General features: G+C 72.8%; 15 protein-coding genes and 1 riboswitch. Of the genes, 7 read left to right on the top strand and 8 right to left on the bottom strand.

Going from position 1 to position 15,469, the window contains the following annotated elements; translation table 11 throughout:
- Positions 1–65: 65 nt before the first annotated feature.
- Together ACFYZF_RS23405 and ACFYZF_RS23400 are read right to left on the bottom strand one after the other, a co-directional pair.
- Complete coding sequence (locus ACFYZF_RS23405) at positions 66–188, bottom strand: hypothetical protein (protein ID WP_387024062.1); 123 nt, start codon at positions 186–188, stop codon at positions 66–68.
- Positions 185–1,588, bottom strand: coding sequence for an OFA family MFS transporter (locus tag ACFYZF_RS23400; RefSeq protein WP_387024061.1), 1,404 nt, complete (start codon positions 1,586–1,588; stop codon positions 185–187). Before ACFYZF_RS23400 ends, ACFYZF_RS23405 begins: the two co-directional genes overlap by 4 nt.
- A gap of 589 nt (positions 1,589–2,177) precedes the next feature.
- Here ACFYZF_RS23400 and ACFYZF_RS23395 point away from each other — a divergent pair.
- Together ACFYZF_RS23395 and ACFYZF_RS23390 are read left to right on the top strand one after the other, a co-directional pair.
- A complete protein-coding gene (locus ACFYZF_RS23395; RefSeq protein WP_387024059.1) occupies positions 2,178–3,188 on the top strand; it encodes a tyrosine-type recombinase/integrase in 1,011 nt (336 codons plus the stop codon).
- Positions 3,189–3,313: 125 nt separating this feature from the next.
- Positions 3,314–4,216, top strand: a complete 903-nt coding sequence (locus ACFYZF_RS23390) for a bifunctional 5,10-methylenetetrahydrofolate dehydrogenase/5,10-methenyltetrahydrofolate cyclohydrolase (protein ID WP_387024057.1) — start codon at positions 3,314–3,316, stop codon at positions 4,214–4,216.
- 120 nt (positions 4,217–4,336) lie between these two features.
- On the opposite strand, the gene ACFYZF_RS23385 is transcribed toward ACFYZF_RS23390, so the two are convergent.
- Positions 4,337–5,116: an endonuclease/exonuclease/phosphatase family protein gene (locus ACFYZF_RS23385; protein ID WP_387024055.1), complete on the bottom strand. Its 780-nt coding sequence runs from the start codon at positions 5,114–5,116 to the stop codon at positions 4,337–4,339.
- 185 nt (positions 5,117–5,301) lie between these two features.
- On the bottom strand, positions 5,302–5,916 hold the full coding sequence (locus tag ACFYZF_RS23380; RefSeq protein WP_387024053.1) for a malonic semialdehyde reductase: 615 nt from the start codon (positions 5,914–5,916) through the stop codon (positions 5,302–5,304).
- A 101-nt stretch (positions 5,917–6,017) separates the two neighbouring features.
- On the opposite strand from ACFYZF_RS23380, the gene ACFYZF_RS23375 reads away from it, so the two are divergent.
- From ACFYZF_RS23375 to ACFYZF_RS23365, 3 genes are read left to right on the top strand one after another with little or no spacing between them, the layout of a single operon-like run.
- On the top strand, positions 6,018–6,371 hold the full coding sequence (locus ACFYZF_RS23375) for a winged helix-turn-helix transcriptional regulator (protein ID WP_387024051.1): 354 nt from the start codon (positions 6,018–6,020) through the stop codon (positions 6,369–6,371).
- A gap of 36 nt (positions 6,372–6,407) precedes the next feature.
- Positions 6,408–7,190 carry a GNAT family N-acetyltransferase gene (locus tag ACFYZF_RS23370; RefSeq protein WP_387024049.1) on the top strand — a complete coding sequence of 261 codons (783 nt, stop codon included), beginning with the start codon at positions 6,408–6,410 and terminating at the stop codon, positions 7,188–7,190.
- Positions 7,172–8,224 carry a YbhN family protein gene (locus ACFYZF_RS23365; protein ID WP_387024047.1) on the top strand — a complete coding sequence of 351 codons (1,053 nt, stop codon included), beginning with the start codon at positions 7,172–7,174 and terminating at the stop codon, positions 8,222–8,224. Before ACFYZF_RS23370 ends, ACFYZF_RS23365 begins: the two co-directional genes overlap by 19 nt.
- A 96-nt stretch (positions 8,225–8,320) precedes the next feature.
- Here ACFYZF_RS23365 and ACFYZF_RS23360 read toward each other — a convergent pair whose 3' ends face one another.
- Both ACFYZF_RS23360 and ACFYZF_RS23355 read right to left on the bottom strand, forming a co-directional pair.
- Positions 8,321–8,830 (bottom strand): peptide deformylase, encoded by a 510-nt coding sequence (locus ACFYZF_RS23360; protein WP_387024045.1) that lies wholly within the window; start codon positions 8,828–8,830, stop codon positions 8,321–8,323.
- A complete protein-coding gene (locus ACFYZF_RS23355) occupies positions 8,827–10,011 on the bottom strand; it encodes a chorismate-binding protein (protein WP_387024236.1) in 1,185 nt (394 codons plus the stop codon). The genes ACFYZF_RS23360 and ACFYZF_RS23355 overlap by 4 nt, the downstream gene beginning before the upstream one ends.
- A 162-nt stretch (positions 10,012–10,173) precedes the next feature.
- On the opposite strand from ACFYZF_RS23355, the gene ACFYZF_RS23350 reads away from it, so the two are divergent.
- Positions 10,174–10,374: a DUF5999 family protein gene (locus ACFYZF_RS23350; RefSeq protein ID WP_036371784.1), complete on the top strand. Its 201-nt coding sequence runs from the start codon at positions 10,174–10,176 to the stop codon at positions 10,372–10,374.
- 119 nt (positions 10,375–10,493) lie between these two features.
- Here ACFYZF_RS23350 and gcvP read toward each other — a convergent pair whose 3' ends face one another.
- Together gcvP and ACFYZF_RS23340 are read right to left on the bottom strand one after the other, a co-directional pair.
- Complete coding sequence (gene gcvP, locus ACFYZF_RS23345; RefSeq protein WP_387024043.1) at positions 10,494–13,322, bottom strand: aminomethyl-transferring glycine dehydrogenase; 2,829 nt, start codon at positions 13,320–13,322, stop codon at positions 10,494–10,496.
- A gap of 78 nt (positions 13,323–13,400) precedes the next feature.
- Positions 13,401–13,501, bottom strand: a riboswitch (glycine riboswitch).
- Positions 13,502–13,594: 93 nt separating this feature from the next.
- Positions 13,595–14,494, bottom strand: a complete 900-nt coding sequence (locus tag ACFYZF_RS23340; protein ID WP_387024041.1) for an NAD-dependent protein deacetylase — start codon at positions 14,492–14,494, stop codon at positions 13,595–13,597.
- A 97-nt stretch (positions 14,495–14,591) separates the two neighbouring features.
- Between ACFYZF_RS23340 and ACFYZF_RS23335 the strand changes: the two genes are divergently transcribed.
- Entirely contained in the window at positions 14,592–15,251 is a 660-nt protein-coding gene (locus ACFYZF_RS23335; RefSeq protein WP_387024039.1) for an SDR family oxidoreductase, read from the top strand.
- Positions 15,252–15,469: the final 218 nt, after the last annotated feature.

The following is a 15,469-nucleotide window of genomic DNA, read 5'->3' as shown; positions in this document are numbered from 1 at the left end:
CGCCGGCGTGGACAGGTCGGCGACGACCTCCACGCCCCGACGTACGCACCCCTGCCGGTTCCCCCTCAGCCGGTGAACAATTTCGCCGCCGTCAGCACCGTCTGCACCACCCCGTACCCCAGCAGCACACCCACCAGCAACCAGGAGATCCACAACCGGCCGGTCTGCCCGGACGAACCGTTGCTCATCGCGCAATCCCTCCCTGCACCCCGCCCGAACCGACGGGCGCCAGCTCGTGGAACCGCTCCGGCACCGGCCGCACCAGCAGGTTCGCCACGAACCCCACGGCCAGCACCCCCACCATCGTCAACAGCGCCGGCCGGTACCCCGCCGCTGTCAGCGTCCCCGGCGCACCCTTCGCGTCGAGGAACCCGTTGACGATCAACGGACCGGCGACCCCCGCCGCCGACCACGCCGTCAACACCCGGCCGTGGATCGCCCCCACCTGGTACGTGCCGAACAGGTCCCGCAGGTACGCCGGCATCGTGGCGAACCCACCCCCGTAGAACGACACGATCACGCACGCCAACAACACGAACAGCCCCGTCGCCACCTGCCCGAACAACGCCAGCAGCAGGTACAACACCATCCCCACACCCAGGTACAGCACATACACCGGCTTACGGCCGATCATGTCCGACGCCGACGACCACACGAACCGGCCACCCATGTTGAACAGCGACAGCAGCCCCACGAAACCGCCCGCCGCCGCCACCGACACCGCCGACGCGCCCTCCTCACGGAAGAAGTCCTGGATCATCGGACTCGCCTGCTCCAGGATCCCGATCCCGGCCGTCACGTTGCAGAACAACACCACCCACAGCAACCAGAACTGCCGCGTCCGCACCGCGTTCGCCGCCGACACGCTCGCCGTGGTCACCATCGGCCTCGCCGTCGCCCGCGCCGGTTCGAACCCCGCCGGCCGCCAGTGCGCCGCCGGCACCCGCACGTTCACCACCCCGAACATCATGATCATGAAGTAGCCGACGCCCAGCGTCACGAACAGCCACACCAGCGCGGTCCCCGACGCCGTCGCGCCCGTGGTGGCGTCCGGGTCGTAGCCCGGGTCGTAGAGCGACAACAGCTGCCGGGACAGGGGAGAGGCCACCATCGCGCCGCCCCCGAACCCCATGATCGCCAACCCGGTAGCCAGGCCCGGCCGGTCCGGAAACCACTTGATCAACGTCGACACGGGGGAGATGTAGCCGATTCCCAACCCGATCCCGCCCAGCAGCCCGTACCCCACGTACAGCAGCCACAACTGATCCGTCGCGATCCCCACCGCACCGACCAGGAACCCCGCCGCCCAGAAGCACGCCGAGACGAACATCGCCTTACGTGGACCGTTGCGCTCCACCCACGTGCCGGCCACCGCCGCCGACAACCCCAGCATCACGATCGCGATGCTGAAGATCACCCCGATCGCCGTCTGGCTCGCGTCGAAGTGGGCGATCAGCGAGTTCTTGTACACGCTGGTGGCGTAGACCTGCCCGATGCACAGATGGATCGCCAACGCGGCCGGCGGAATCAGCCAACGGCTGTACCCGGGCGGCGCGACGGTGTGCCGACGGTCGAGTGCGGGAAGCATGCTGCCTTCTTCCCGGAAGTTGACGAAAAACTCTCCGCCCGACAGCCGACGGTGACAGACACGTCGGCGACGCGGAGCTCGCCTGGCGATGCACGCAGGCGGTGCGTGGCTGAATTGCCTTCGGGCGGAAGTTCTGGCAGCTCACGGCACCTTCACCCGGCGATTCGATAATGTACATTATGTAAAGTAGACCGTTCAGGCGCCTCTCCCGCGCAGGAGCCGGCACCGGCAAAGAACCGGCCTCCGGCGCCCCGCGTCCCCGTCGCCCATCCCGACGGAACTCCAGCCCCAGGCAATCTCACGCCCGGCCCGGGCGCCAGCACCCACCACCCCGCCTCCGGCCACGCCGAGGCTGGCCCGGCTGACCGCGCAGGCCCCTTGATCCACCCCGCCTCGCACTCGCCCCACCAGCCCTCCGCCTTCGGCGGTGATCAAAAGGCTTGGTCCGGTTCGGGCTTGTCCCCAGCCCGCTTGATCACCACCGAAGGCGGGATCGGGAGTCGGGCGATGCCGGCCGGGGTCGAGGCGTCAGGGTTCTTCACTCCCCTGGGGGTCGCCGGTAACCCGAAAATCATGCATAATATCCCTTATGCATGAGAAACAGGACGAATCGGTACGGTCGTTGATCGAGGAGTTCCTGACCGCTCGGGCCACCCGCAAGCCCTCCCCCCACACGCTGGAGGCGTACCGGCGGGATCTGTGCGCGGTGGCGGCCCTGGCCGGCGAGACCCTCGTCCCTCCCCTGCCGTCGGACGCGCTTCCGGTCACCGGCCTCTCCCCCAGGGTCATGAGGGCGGCGTTCGCCCGGTTCGCCGCCCCCCGCGCCGTGGCCTCGGTGCACCGCGCCTGGTCGACGTGGAACAGCTTCTTCTCGTTCCTGGTCGCCGAGGGGGTGGTGGCGGGCAACCCGATGCCGGCCGTGGACCGACCCCGTGCCCCGCTCCCCCAGCCCAAGCCGCTGCGCGGTGAGGACACCCCGGAGCAGTTGCTCGCTGCGGTGTCCCGGGAGGACGGCCGGCAGCGCGATCCGTGGCCGGAGCGGGACGTGGCGGTGTTGGCGTTGGCGCTGTGTGCGGGGCTGCGCCTGTCGGAGTTGCTGGCGCTGCGGGTCGCGTCGTTGGCGGGGCGGCCCGGTGAACGGCGGGTCGACGTGATCGGCAAGGGCGGTCGGCCGAGGGTGGTGCCGATCGAGCCGGAGCTGGACCGGGTGGTGGTGGCGTACCTGGAAAGTCGGGCTCGGCGGTTCGGGGCGCGGTCGGTGCGGCCCGATTCGCCGCTGCTGCTGGACCGGCGGGGTGAGCCGCTGCGCCGGGGCGGCCTGCAGTACCTGGTGGAGTCCTGTTACCGGCGGGCCGGGGTGGTCGACCGGGTGCCGCGGGGGGCGCAGTTGCACGCGCTGCGGCACACGTTCGCGACGCGCTTGGCGGAGGACGGGGCGAGCGCGGCGGAGATCATGCGGTTGTTGGGGCACGCGTCGTTGGCGTCGTCGCAGACGTACATCGAGGTGACGGCGGGTCAGCAGCGGGCGGCGGTGCGGTCCAACCGCACCAACCGGGCGTTGGTGGGGTTGGTGCGGTTGGAGGAGGGCGCGGCGGGGTGACCGGCGGGGTGTGGGGTGTGGCAGGGTGCAGGGGTACGCGACTGGCGGCATCGGGGATGGGATCGACCATCGGGGAGCTCGCCGTGGGGGTCGTCCGCCTGGGCTCCTGCGGGCGAGGTGGTGCCATGTCTTCTTCTGCGGTTTCCTCGGGTGGGGTTCCTTCGGGGGCGGCACGGTTGTTGCCGGGTGGGCCGGTGGCGCAGCAGGTGCTGGGTGGGGTGGCGGCGGAGGTCGCGGCGTTGCGGGCGGTGGGGGTGACGCCGTCGTTGGCGACGGTGCTGGTGGGCGACGACGACGCGAGCGCCGGGTACATCCGGATCAAGCAGCGGCAGGCGGCGGAGTTGGGGTTCACGTCGCCGCATGTGCATCTGGCGGCGTCGGCGTCGCAGGCCGATCTGCACCGGGTGATCGAGGAGTTCAATTCCGATGCGGGTGTGCACGGGGTGTTGGTGCAGCATCCGATTCCGGGGCATCTGGACTACGACCGGGCGTTGCAGGTGTTGGATCCGGACAAGGACGTCGACGGGATGCATCCGGTGAACATGGGGCGGTTGGCGCTGGGGTTGCCGGGGCCGTTGCCGTGTACGCCGGCGGGGATCGAGGCGTTGTTGGCGTTCCATGGGGTGCCGGTGGCGGGTCGTGAGGTGGTGGTTCTGGGTCGGGGTGCGACGTTGGGGCGGCCGTTGGCGATGTTGTTGGCGCAGAAGCGGCCGACGGCGAATGCGGCGGTGACGGTGGTGCACACGGGGGTGGCGGACTGGCCGCGGTATACGCGGCGGGCGGAGATTCTGGTGGCGGCGGCGGGGGTGCCGGGGATCGTGCGGCCGGAGCATGTGCGGCCGGGTGCGGTGGTGGTCGGTGGTGGGGTGCGGTATGAGGGTCGGCGGTTGTTGCCGGATGTGGATGAGTCGTGTGCGCGGGTGGCGGGGGCGATCACGCCGCGGGTTGGTGGGGTGGGGCCGACGACGGTGGCGATGTTGTTCCGTAATGCGGTGGTGGCGGCGCGGCGGGCGGCTGGGCGGGGTTGACGTTCGGCAGGCCTTGGACCCGACCTGCCGGGTCCTCCGGTGGGTGCGGCTCTGGGTTCCGGCGGCCGTTGGCAGGTGCCGGACGGTTGTCGGGTTCGGGGGGTGTGTGTCCGTCGGGGGTCAGCCGAGGTCGACGACGAGGGGGCGGTGGTCGGAGATGGTGCTGGCGGGGGTGGTGACGGCGGTGACGGGTGGGAGGCGGTGGCGGTGGTGGGGGTCGGCGAGGATGTGGTCGAGTTGGACGCGGGGGTGGGCGGCGGGGTAGGTGGGGCGGCGGCCGAGGGGGGTCCAGCCGGAGATGAGTCGGGCGGGGCCGGCGGGAAGGTTGAGGTCGCCGAGGAGGATGCGGGGGGCGGGTAGGGCGCGCAGGGCGCGGATGGTCTGGCGGAGTTGGTGGGCGTTCCAGCCGGGGACGAAGGACAGGTGGGTGGCGGCGACGGTGATGTCGCCGTGGGGGGTGTCGAGGACGGCGGCGAGGACGACGCGGGGTTCGTCTCTGAGGAGGATGAGGCCGCCGCCGGGGCCGGGTGCGTAGACGGGTGAGCGGACGGGGGCGGGTTTGAGGCGGGTGACCTGCCAGGTGCGGACGGGGTGGCGGGTGACCAGGCCGATGCCGTAGCAGGGTTCGCCGTGTCCGTCGTCGTCGTGGCGGAGGGGGCGGAAGTGTTCGCCGGGGGTGCCGACGAGGGCGGCGGCGAAGCGGTGTTGGGGGGCGTTGAGGGCGCGGGCGGCGATGGCGGTGAGGTCGAGTTTGCCGCTGCGGGTCTGGTCGCGGTCGACTTCTTGGAGGGCGAGGACGTCGGCGTCGAGTGTGGTGACGGCGGTGGTGAGTCGATCGGGGTCGACGAGTCCGTCGGTGAGGGATCGGCCGTGGAGCAGGTTGAAGGTGGCCAGGCGCACCTTTGCACCCTACGTGGGTGGTGGGAGGGTTGGCGGATGCTGAAGGTGTTGGTGTGTTCGATGGTGGTGTTCGTGGCGGTGGGTTTTGTGGGGGTGTGGTTGCGGCGTCGGCGTGGGCGGTGACGCGTTCGGGATCTTGGGTGGTGCCGGCCGGCGCGCAACCCGCGCCGGCCGGCATCGGTGGGTCAGGCGTGGCGGACGATGTCGTCGTAGTCGAGGCGGGGCAGGCGGGGGTACCAGGCGTCGGGGCCGGGTTTGCCGAGGTTGACCACGAGCAGGGAGCGCCAGGTGCTGTCGGCGAACAGGTCGCGGTCGACGGCGGCGGCGTCGAAGCCGGCCATGGGGCCTGCGGCGAGGCCGGCGGCGCGGACGGCCAGTAGCCAGTAGCCGATCTGGAGGGTGGCGTTGAAGCGGGCCATGCCTTCGCGGGCGGCGGCGTCGGCGGCGAGTCCGTCGCGCATCTCGGGGCGGATGGGGAAGATGCGGGGGATGAATTCGTGGAAGTCGGTGTCGGCGGCGAGGACGGCTACGACGGGGGCGGTGGCGGTCTTGGCGCGGTTGCCTTCGGACAGGTGGGTGAGCAGTCGGTTGCGGGTTTCGCCGGGGCGGGTGTAGAGCACTCGCAGGGGCTGGGTGTTGGCGGCGGTGGGTGGGTACTTGGCGAGGTCGTAGATGGCGTGTAGTTGGGCGTCGGTGACGGGTTCGTCGGTGAAGGTGTTGGCGGTGCGGGCGTCGGTGAACAGTTGTGCTTGGGCTGCGGTGTCGAGGGTGATGAGGTGGGGTGTGACCGTGTCGGTCATGTGGGGTTTCCTTTGGGGCGGGGACGTTAACTACTCGGAGGCTAGCAGCTAGTTTTTTCGAAGTTGCTTCGTCGTGGGTAAGGCCACGTATCGTGGGGGCCATGACGCCCCGCTCCCCCGGTGAGGTCCCCCGGTCCTGCGACGGGGGGTTGACGCGGGCGTTCGCGTTCCTCGGCAAGCGGTGGAACGGGGTGCTGTTGGGCACCCTGGCGCATGGGCCGGCGGGGTTCGCCGAGCTGACCCGGGCGTTGCCGGGGATCAGCGAGTCGGTGTTGTCCGACCGGCTCGGGGAGTTGGCCCGGGTGGGGCTGGTGCGTCGCACCGTGCGGCAGGGTCCGCCGCTGGGGGTGAGCTACGAGCTGACCGAGCGGGGTGCGGCGGTGTTGCCGGCGTTGGACGCTCTGGCCCGGTGGGCGCACGAGAATCTGTCCGCCGAGGAGTGCGGCCGGGCGTGAGCGGGTCACCACGCCGGGGCATGTGATCATCGTCGGATGCCGTTGCGCGCCGAACATGACCGGGTGTTGCTGGGGCGGTTGCTGGGTCGAGATCCGGCGCTGCACGCGTACCAATTGGGTGACCTGGACGACTTCTTCTGGCCGTACACGTCGTGGTTCCGTCGCGGGGAGCAGGTCGCGCTGCTGTACCACGCGGTGACGCCGCCGACGTTGCTGGCGTTCGCCGACGCCGCCGGGCGGGAGGAGTTGGCGGCGTTGCTGACCGACCTGGCGCCGGTGTTGCCGGCGCGTCTGCACGCGCACCTGTCCCCCGGTGTGGTGTCGGTGCTGGCGGGCTGGTTCCACGTCGCCGACGGCGGCGCGCACCGGAAGATGGCGTTGACCGATCGGGCGCGGCTGGCCGCGGTTCCCGGCGAGGGGCAGCCGTTGGGCGCCGCCGACCTGCCGGAGCTGACGCGGCTGTACGCGGCGGCGTACCCGGGTAACTGGTTCGACCCGAGGATGCTCGACACGGGCCGGTATGTGGGGGTGCGCCGCGACGGGCGGTTGGTGGCGGTGGCCGGGGTGCACGTGTACTCCCCGGTGTGGCGGGTGGCGGCGTTGGGCAACGTCACCACCTGTCCCGGGTACCGGGGGCGGGGTCTGGCGGCTGCGGCGGTGGCCGCGTTGTGCCGGCGGTTGGTCGCCGACGTCGACCACGTCACGTTGAACGTGAAGGTCGACAATGTGGCGGCGCTGCGGCTGTACGACCGGCTCGGGTTCACCCCGGTGGCCGGGTACAACGAGTACACCCTCACCGCGTGCGCGGGACCGCGGTGACGGCCCCGCCGCGCGCCGACCCGCCGGCGGGTCCCGCCGGGGGGCTGTGGCGGCGTCGGTGGGTGCGGCTGCTCGCCGTCGCCGTGGGGGTGCTCGGCGCGGCCGTGGTGGGTCTGCGGGGGCGGCTGCCCGATCCGCGGGAGTTCCTCGCCGCGCTGACCGGCGCGGGTTACGGCTGGGTGGTGCTGGCGGTACTGCTGCAGGTCGTCTCGCTGGCGGCGTTCGCGTTGCAGCAGCGGCGGCTGCTCGACGCCCTGGGCGTGCGCCTGCGGCGCAGCCGGGTGGTGGCGATCAGCCTGGCCGGCACGGCGTTGTCGATCTCGCTGCCGGCCGGGGCGGCGGTGTCCACCGGGTACGCCATCCGGGAGTACGAGCGTGCCGGGGCGTCCCGTGAGGTCGCGGCGGCCTCGGCGGTGGTGTCGGGGTTGGCGTCGATCGGCGGGGTGGCTCTGCTCTACGTGGGTGGGGGTGCGGTGGTGCTCACCCGTGCCCCGGGTGGGTGGGATTGGCGTGCGCTGGCTGTCGTGGCGGCGCTCGGCGGGCTGGTCGCGTTGGTGGTGCTGGTCGGGCGTCGGCGGCCGCGTCGGCGGCCGGCCGGGTCCGCCCCGGGCGCCGACGTGTCGGGGGGTGTGGTGCGTCGGCGTGCGCGGGCGTTGTTGCTGTCGGCCCGTCAGGCGTGGTGGGTGGGGGCGTCGCTGCGGGTGCGGGACTGGGTGGGGGCGGTGGGTTACGCGGCGGTGAAGTGGGCGGCTGATCTGCTGTGCCTGGCCGCTGCGGCCCAGGCGTTGCGCCTGGCGGTGGGGGTGGCCGCCCTGGCGGGCATCTACCTCGGTGTGCAGATCGTCCGGCAGGTGCCGTTGACCCCTGGTGGGGTGGGTGTCATCGACACCGCTCTGGTGGCCGGGCTCACCGCCTCGGGGGCGACCGCGGTCAGTGCCGCCGCCGCGGTGCTGGTCTACCGGATGTTGTCCTGCTGGCTGCTCATCCCGGTCGGTGGGGTCGCCGGGCTGATGCTGCGTGGCGGCCGGGTCTGAGGGTCGGGGTGGTCTGGCCACGGCGGTGGTGTCGGCGTCGGCCGGGTGTGACCGTGTCGGGCTGTCCGGGAGGTGGGGCGGCGGGACGCGGGTGGGTCAGTGGCGGCGGGTGGGTGAGTCGAAGCGGCCGGCGCGGATCTCCCGCAGCGCCCGCCGGCGGGTGTCTCCGCGCAGGGTGTCGACGTAGAGGTGTCCGGCGAGGTGGTCGGTCTCGTGTTGCAGGGCGCGGGCGAGGAATCCGCTGCCGGAGATGGTCAGCGGCTCGCCGTGCTGGTCGAATCCGTGGGCGGTGGCGTGCAGGGCGCGGGGGGTCGGGAAGTACAGCCCGGGGATGGACAGGCAGCCCTCGTCGTCGTCCTGGAGTTCGTCGGACAGCTCCACCGTCGGGTTGATCATGTGGCCGCGGTGGCCGGCGGCGTCGTAGACGAACACCTGGGCGGGCACGCCGATCTGCGGGGCGGCGACGCCGGCGCGCCCGGGTGCGCCGAGCAGGGTGTCCATCAGGTCGCCGACCAGGGCGCGCAGGTCGGCGTCGAAGCTGGTCACCGGCTCGCAGGCGGTGCGCAGCACCGGGTCGCCGATGATCCGGATGGGCCGCATCGTCATGGCAGCAGGCTATCGGCCCGCGATCCGGGCGCGGAGGCGAGGGCGGCGCGGACGGGCCGGGCCTTGGCGGCGGCCTCGGCGACCTCGGCGTCGGGGTCGCTGTCCCAGGTGATGCCGCCGCCGGCCCAGCCGTGCAGCAGGCGCCCGTCGGCGGCGGCGGTGCGGATGGTCAGGCCCAGGTCGATCCGGCCGGCGCCCACCCAGCCCAGCGCGCCCATGCTCGCGCCCCGGCCCACGGGTTCGCGGGCGGCGACGACGTGGAGGGCGGCCAGTTTGGGTGCGCCGGTGACCGACCCGCCGGGGCAGACCGCGCGCAGCAGGTCGGCCAGGCCCAGGCCGGCGGCGGGGGCCGCGGACACCGTCGATTCGGCCTGCCACAGGTCGCACCAGCGGCGTACGGCGAACAGTTCGGTGACGGTGACGGTGCCGGTGGCGGCGACGCGGGCCAGGTCGTTGCGTTCCAGGTCGACGATCATGATGTGTTCGGCGCGTTCCTTGGCCGAGGCGAGCAGTTCGGCGCGGCCGGCGGCGGTGGCCGGGCGGGTGCCCTTGATCGGGCGGGTGACCAGCCGGCCGCCCTCGACGGCGATCAGGGTTTCCGGGGAGGCGCAGCCGATGGCCCAGCCGGGGCCGTGCAGGGTGCCGCCGTAGCGGGCGCCGGGCAGCCGGCCCAGCCGGGTCAGGGCGGGGCGGGGGTCGCCGGTGTACGGGGCGGCGGCGTGACCGACGAGGTTGACCTGGTAGACGTCGCCGCGGCCGATCGCGGCGCGCACGGCGGTCACGGCGTCGGCGTGCTGGCGGGTGCTCCAGCTCGGGGTCCAGTCGCCGACCCGCCAGGGGCCGGTGCCCGGGGCCGGTGCGGCGGGGCGGGTGGGGGTGTGCGCGTAGACGACCACGGCCAGGTCGGGCAGGGCGGGGGCGGGGCTGGGCGCGCCGGGCGGTGCGGCGGCCATCGTGGCCCCGGCGGCGGCCGAGACGTACACGGCGGCCCCGCACACCCCGTCCGGGTCGTGGGAGGCGGGGCGGGTCAGGTCGTCGACGCCGAGGCCGTGGGCGGTGAGGAACTCCTCGACGAGGCGGGCGGGGTCGCCGCCGTCGCGCTGGTGCCAGTGCAGGCGGTCACGTTCGGTGAGGCTGTCGCGGCAGGCGGCGGGGGCGGCGGGCACGTCCACCCGCGTCAGTGGGAACGCTTCCACGCCGTCCGGCCCAATCCGCCTCGTCCGTTCAGTGGATTTCCCCCCGACATGGCGTGAACCTGCTCGATGCAGCTCACGTTCGCTTGGTACTGTGCGTCACTGGTCATGTGAACCATGACACAGTGCCCCCACAGTCCGGAGAACCCGATGTGCCAGCACCAACCCACCTGCCCCTCCGCCGAAGCGACCGACCGGGAAGCCGCCCGAGTCCTCGCCTGCTTCCCTGAGCAGGGCTGGAGCCTGCTCTGCAACGGTGTCATCGTCTTCGAGGACACCGGGGAACTCCTCCCCGACGGCAGCACCATCGCCCCCCACCGCGGACCCGCCCGCCACGCCCTGGTCGCCTGACCATTCACCCAGCGTCAACCTGACACACCCTCGTCGACCACAGGCCTCCCCCGACCAGCCTGTCCGGGTCGACGCACCCGCCGGGGCGGCGCGAACCACCGCCCCGGCGCGCCCCGATGTCACCGCTCGAACGCCTCCGGCGGCGGACACGAGCACACCAGATTCCGGTCGCCGTACCCGCCGTCGACCCGCCGCACCGGCGGCCAGTACTTCCCCGCCCGGTCCACCCCCGCCGGATACGCCCCCACCGACCGCGGATACGGGTGCGGCCACTCGTCGCCGGCCACCATAGCCGCCGTGTGCGGCGCGTTCGCCAGCGGATTGTCGCCCGCCGGCCACTCACCCGAGGCCACCTTGTCGATCTCCGCCCGGATCGCGATCATCGCCGCGCAGAACCGGTCCAGCTCGGCCAAGTCCTCGCTCTCCGTCGGCTCCACCATCAACGTCCCCGCCACCGGGAACGACATCGTCGGCGCGTGGAACCCGTAGTCGATCAGCCGCTTCGCCACGTCGTCGACCGTGACCCCGGTCGCCTTCGTCACCGGCCGCAGGTCCAGGATGCACTCGTGCGCCACCAGGCCCTTGTTGCCCGCGTACAACACGGGGAAGTGTTCCCGCAGCCGCACCGCCACATAGTTCGCCGCCAACACCGCCACCCCCGTCGCCCGGGTCAGGCCCGCCGCGCCCATCATCCGCAGATACGCCCACGGGATCGGCAGGATCCCCGCCGACCCGTACCGGGCCGCCGAGATCGCCGGCCGGCCCGCACCCGGCTCCCCCACCGGGTCACCGGGCAGGAACGCCGCCAGGTGCGCCCGCACCGCCACCGGACCCACCCCCGGCCCGCCCCCGCCGTGCGGGATGCAGAACGTCTTGTGCAGGTTCAGGTGCGACACGTCCGCCCCGAACCGCCCCGGCTTGGCGAACCCGACCAAGGCGTTGAGGTTCGCCCCGTCGACGTACACCTGACCGCCCGCGTCGTGGACCCGCGCGCACAACTGCGCGATACCCGTCTCGTACACCCCGTGCGTCGACGGGTACGTCACCATGATCGCCGCGAGCGCGTCCCGATGCTTGTCGATCTTCGCGTCGAGGTCGGCCAGGTCGACGTTGCCGTCGCCGTCGCATCCCACCACCACGACCCGCATCCCCGCCATCACCGCTGACGCCGCGTTCGTGCCGTGCGCCGACGACGGGATCAGGCACACGTCCCGGTGCCCCTCACCCCGGTCCCGGTGGTACGCGCGGATCGCCAGCAGCCCCGCCAACTCGCCCTGCGACCCGGCGTTGGGCTGCACGCTGACCGCGTCGTAGCCGGTCACCTCCGCCAGCCACCCCTCCAACTGGGCGATCATCTCCCGGTACCCGGCCGTCTGCCCGGCGGGCGCGAACGGGTGCACGTGGGCGAACTCCGCCCAGCTCACCGGCTCCATCTCCGTGGTCGCGTTCAGCTTCATCGTGCACGACCCCAGCGGGATCATCCCCCGGTCCAGGGCGTAGTCGAAGTCCGACAGCCGCCGCAGGTACCGCAGCATCGCCGTCTCCGAGTGGTGGCTGCGGAACACCGGATGGGTGAGGAAGTCCGAGGTCCGCGCCAACGCCGCCGGCAGGGCCACGTCCGCGTCCACGTCCCCGGCGTCCCCGGCCACCCCGAACGCCGCCCACACCGCCGACAGGTGCGCCGCCGTGGTCGTCTCGTCACAGGAGATCCCCACCCGGTCGGCGTCGACCAGGCGCAGGTTCACCCCCCGCCCGGCCGCCGCGGCCACCACCTGCGCGGCCCGACCCGGCACCCGCGCGGTGACCGTGTCGAAGAACGCGACGTCCGCCACCGCCACCCCGCCGGCGCGCAACCCGGCCGCGAGCCGCGCCGCCATGCCGTGGGTACGCGCCGCGATGCCCCGCAGCCCGTCCGGGCCGTGGTAGACGGCGTACATGCCGGCCATCACCGCCAGCAGCACCTGCGCGGTGCAGATGTTGCTGGTCGCCTTCTCCCGCCGGATGTGCTGCTCACGGGTCTGCAACGCCAACCGGTACGCCGGGTTGCCGTCGGCGTCGCGGGACACCCCGACCAGCCGGCCCGGCAGCATCCGCTCCAACCCCGAACGCACCGCCAGGTACCCGGCGTGCGGGCCACCGAAGCCCATCGGCACCCCGAACCGCTGCGTGGTGCCGGCGGCCACGTCCACGCCGATCTCCCCCGGCGGGCGCAGCAACGTCAACGCCAGCAGGTCCGCCGCCACACACACCAGCGCCCCCGCCGCGTGCGCCGCCGCCACCAGCGCGACGTGGTCCCGCACCGCCCCGGACGCCCCCGGGTACTGCAGGTGCAGGCCGAAGAACTCCGCCGGCAGGTCCTCGGCGTCGACGTCGACCACCCGCACCTCGATGCCCAACGGCTCCGCCCGGCTGGTGATCACCGCGAGGGTCTGCGGCAACGCGTCGGCGTCGACGACGTACACGCTGCTGCGGCTCTTCGACGCCCGACGGGCCAGGGTCATCGCCTCCGCCGCCGCGGTGCCCTCGTCGAGCATCGACGCGTTCGCGGTGGCCAACCCCGTCAGGTCGGTGACCATCGTCTGGAAGTTCAGCAGCGCCTCCAGCCGGCCCTGGCTGATCTCCGGCTGGTACGGGGTGTACGCCGTGTACCACGCCGGGCTCTCCAACACGTTGCGGCGGATCACCGCCGGGGTGTGCGTACCGTGGTAACCCAACCCGATCATCGACACGGCGACGGTGTTACGCGCGGCCAGGGCCCGCAGCTCGACCAGGGCGTCGTGCTCGCTGGCCGGCTCCGGCAGGTCCAGGGCGCCGTGCCAGCGGATCACCTCGGGAATCGCGGCGTCCATCAGCTCGTCGACCGAGTCGTAGCCGACGGCCCCCAGCATGCGGCGCTCGTCGGCCGGGTCGGGACCGATGTGACGGGCGGCGAACTGCTCTACGGTCATAGCGGCGCTCCCGGAAGGGGTGAGGTCGACAGGTCGGCCTCCCCCTGAGTCGCACCCCGGGAAGGGCGCTCCACAGTGCCTGCCCACGAGGTCCTTTTGCCTGAGAGGTTCCGGGGAGGAAGCTGCCCCTTCGGCGCCGCCGGCAACGATCACCGAACGGTCTCTCCCACGTGGGTACCGGCGACACCCACGCTACCAGCGCCGCCGCCCCCAGCGGATGTCGTCCCCCCGACCAGTGGATCACCGGCCGGTCAGCCCCGGCCCGGGCCGGGTCAACCCGCGACCGGCGCCGCCCACCCACCGGACGCGCCCGCCGCCACGTCCGGCGCCGAAGACACACCGGCGAACCGGTCGGCCAACGCCGGCAGCAGCACGCCGAGCGGCGCGTCGACCCGCACGGCGGCGTACCCGTCACCCCGGGTCACACCCTGGTTGACGATCGCCACCGCAATGCCCCGTTTCGCCGCCCGAATCACGAACCGGCGCCCCGACATCACCGTCAACGACGACCCGAGCACCAGCAGCGACCGGGCACCCTCGACCAGGTCGAAGCAGCGGGCCACCCGGGCGGCGGGAACCGTCTCCCCGAAGAACACCACGTCCGGCTTCAGCATGCCGGTGCGGCAGAACCCGCAGTCCACCGTCCGGAACCCAGCCACCTCACGGTCGGCGAGATCCACGTCACCGTCGGGGTTGACCGCCGCGACCACCGCGTCGAACCCCGGGTTGGCCTGCCGCAGCCGCCGGTCCAGCTCCTCGCGCGAGGTGTGGTTGCCGCAGTCCAGGCACACCACCTCGTCGAGGCTGCCGTGCAACTCCACCACCGGATCCGACCCGGCCGCAGTGTGCAGACCGTCGACGTTCTGAGTGATCACCGCACCGACCAGCCCGAAGCGTTGCAGGCGGGCCACCGCCAGATGCCCGCCGTTCGGAACAGCCCGGGCGATCGTGCGCCACCCCAGGTGGCTACGCGCCCAGTACCGCCGCCGCGCCACCGGATCCCCGGTGAACGCCTGGTACGTCATCGGAGTGTGCCGCCGCGCCACCCCACTGGGCCCCCGATAGTCCGGGATGCCCGACTCCGTCGACAGGCCCGCCCCGCTCAACACCACGACACCGCCCTCGGCGAGCAACCCCGCCAGCGCGTCGAACGTCTCGGTCACGAAGTCCATGCTGCCTCAGCGTCGCCCCCGCCGGCGACCACCGGCCCCGTGACTATCCTCGCCGCAGCGCCGGTGCCCGGACGCCCCGGCGGCTACCGTGGCAGGTATGCGCGTCGTCACCGCCGGAGGACACGGCAAGATCGCCCAACTGCTGCACCGGGAACTCGCCGGCCGTGGCGACACCGCCGTCGGACTGATCCGCAACCCCGACCACGCCGCGGCGCTGCGCGCCACCGGCGCCCACCCCGTCGTCTGCGACCTGGAACACGCCGACGCCGCCCAGGTCGCCACCCACCTCGACGGCGCCGACGCGGTGGTCTTCGCCGCCGGAGCAGGCCCCGGCAGCGGCGCCGCCCGCAAGGACACCGTCGACCGGGCCGCCGCCGGTCTACTCGCCGACGCCGCCGAACACACCGGGGTACGCCGCTACCTGCTGGTCTCCTCCATGGGCGTCGACGACACCCCACCCGCCGGCACCGACGACGTGTTCGCCGCCTACCTGCGGGCCAAGAAGGCAGCCGAGGACAACCTCACCGCCCGCGACCTGGACTGGACGGTGCTGCGCCCCGGCCGGCTCACCGACGACCCGCCCACCGGCCGGATCACCCTGACCCGGCACGCCGACCCCGGGACGGTCACCCGCGCCGACGTCGCCCGGGTCCTCGTAGCCCTGCTGTACCACCCGGGCAGCGCCGGCACGGTCCTGGAACTGGTCACCGGCAACACCCCGATCGCCGACGCCGTCGCCGCCGTAGCCGGCCCCTGACCGGCGTCTCGTCCGCCGAACCCACCATCCGGCACCGACAGTGGACACCCCGGGGGCGGGGGCCGAACGCCGCACACAGGACCACCGGAAACGCCCGGAAACGCCACGACCGTCACCAAGAAACCGGGAACGTCCACACGCGACGCCTCCCGCGCCGCCACGCCGCACCGGACACCCCAAGCCCACCCCGGCGTCAGCACAGTCGGAACGACAACCCC

Source organism: Micromonospora sp. NPDC001898 (assembly GCF_042891255.1).
In the GTDB taxonomy this organism is placed as follows: domain Bacteria; phylum Actinomycetota; class Actinomycetes; order Mycobacteriales; family Micromonosporaceae; genus Micromonospora.
The sequence above is the reverse complement of the archived record's forward strand: the minus strand, read 5'-3'. Positions and strand labels throughout refer to the sequence as shown.

Bases quoted from the DNA above. Each gene is read 5' to 3' on its own strand.
- ACFYZF_RS23405 (WP_387024062.1), bottom strand. From the start codon at position 188: ATGAGCAACGGTTCGTCCGGGCAGACCGGCCGGTTGTGGATCTCCTGG.
- ACFYZF_RS23400 (WP_387024061.1), bottom strand. From the start codon at position 1,588: ATGCTTCCCGCACTCGACCGTCGGCACACCGTCGCGCCGCCCGGGTAC.
- ACFYZF_RS23395 (WP_387024059.1), top strand. From the start codon at position 2,178: ATGCATGAGAAACAGGACGAATCGGTACGGTCGTTGATCGAGGAGTTC.
- ACFYZF_RS23390 (WP_387024057.1), top strand. From the start codon at position 3,314: ATGTCTTCTTCTGCGGTTTCCTCGGGTGGGGTTCCTTCGGGGGCGGCA.
- ACFYZF_RS23380 (WP_387024053.1), bottom strand. From the start codon at position 5,916: ATGACCGACACGGTCACACCCCACCTCATCACCCTCGACACCGCAGCC.
- ACFYZF_RS23375 (WP_387024051.1), top strand. From the start codon at position 6,018: ATGACGCCCCGCTCCCCCGGTGAGGTCCCCCGGTCCTGCGACGGGGGG.
- ACFYZF_RS23370 (WP_387024049.1), top strand. From the start codon at position 6,408: ATGCCGTTGCGCGCCGAACATGACCGGGTGTTGCTGGGGCGGTTGCTG.
- ACFYZF_RS23360 (WP_387024045.1), bottom strand. From the start codon at position 8,830: ATGACGATGCGGCCCATCCGGATCATCGGCGACCCGGTGCTGCGCACC.
- ACFYZF_RS23350 (WP_036371784.1), top strand. From the start codon at position 10,174: ATGTGCCAGCACCAACCCACCTGCCCCTCCGCCGAAGCGACCGACCGG.
- gcvP (WP_387024043.1), bottom strand. From the start codon at position 13,322: ATGACCGTAGAGCAGTTCGCCGCCCGTCACATCGGTCCCGACCCGGCC.
- ACFYZF_RS23340 (WP_387024041.1), bottom strand. From the start codon at position 14,494: ATGGACTTCGTGACCGAGACGTTCGACGCGCTGGCGGGGTTGCTCGCC.
- ACFYZF_RS23335 (WP_387024039.1), top strand. From the start codon at position 14,592: ATGCGCGTCGTCACCGCCGGAGGACACGGCAAGATCGCCCAACTGCTG.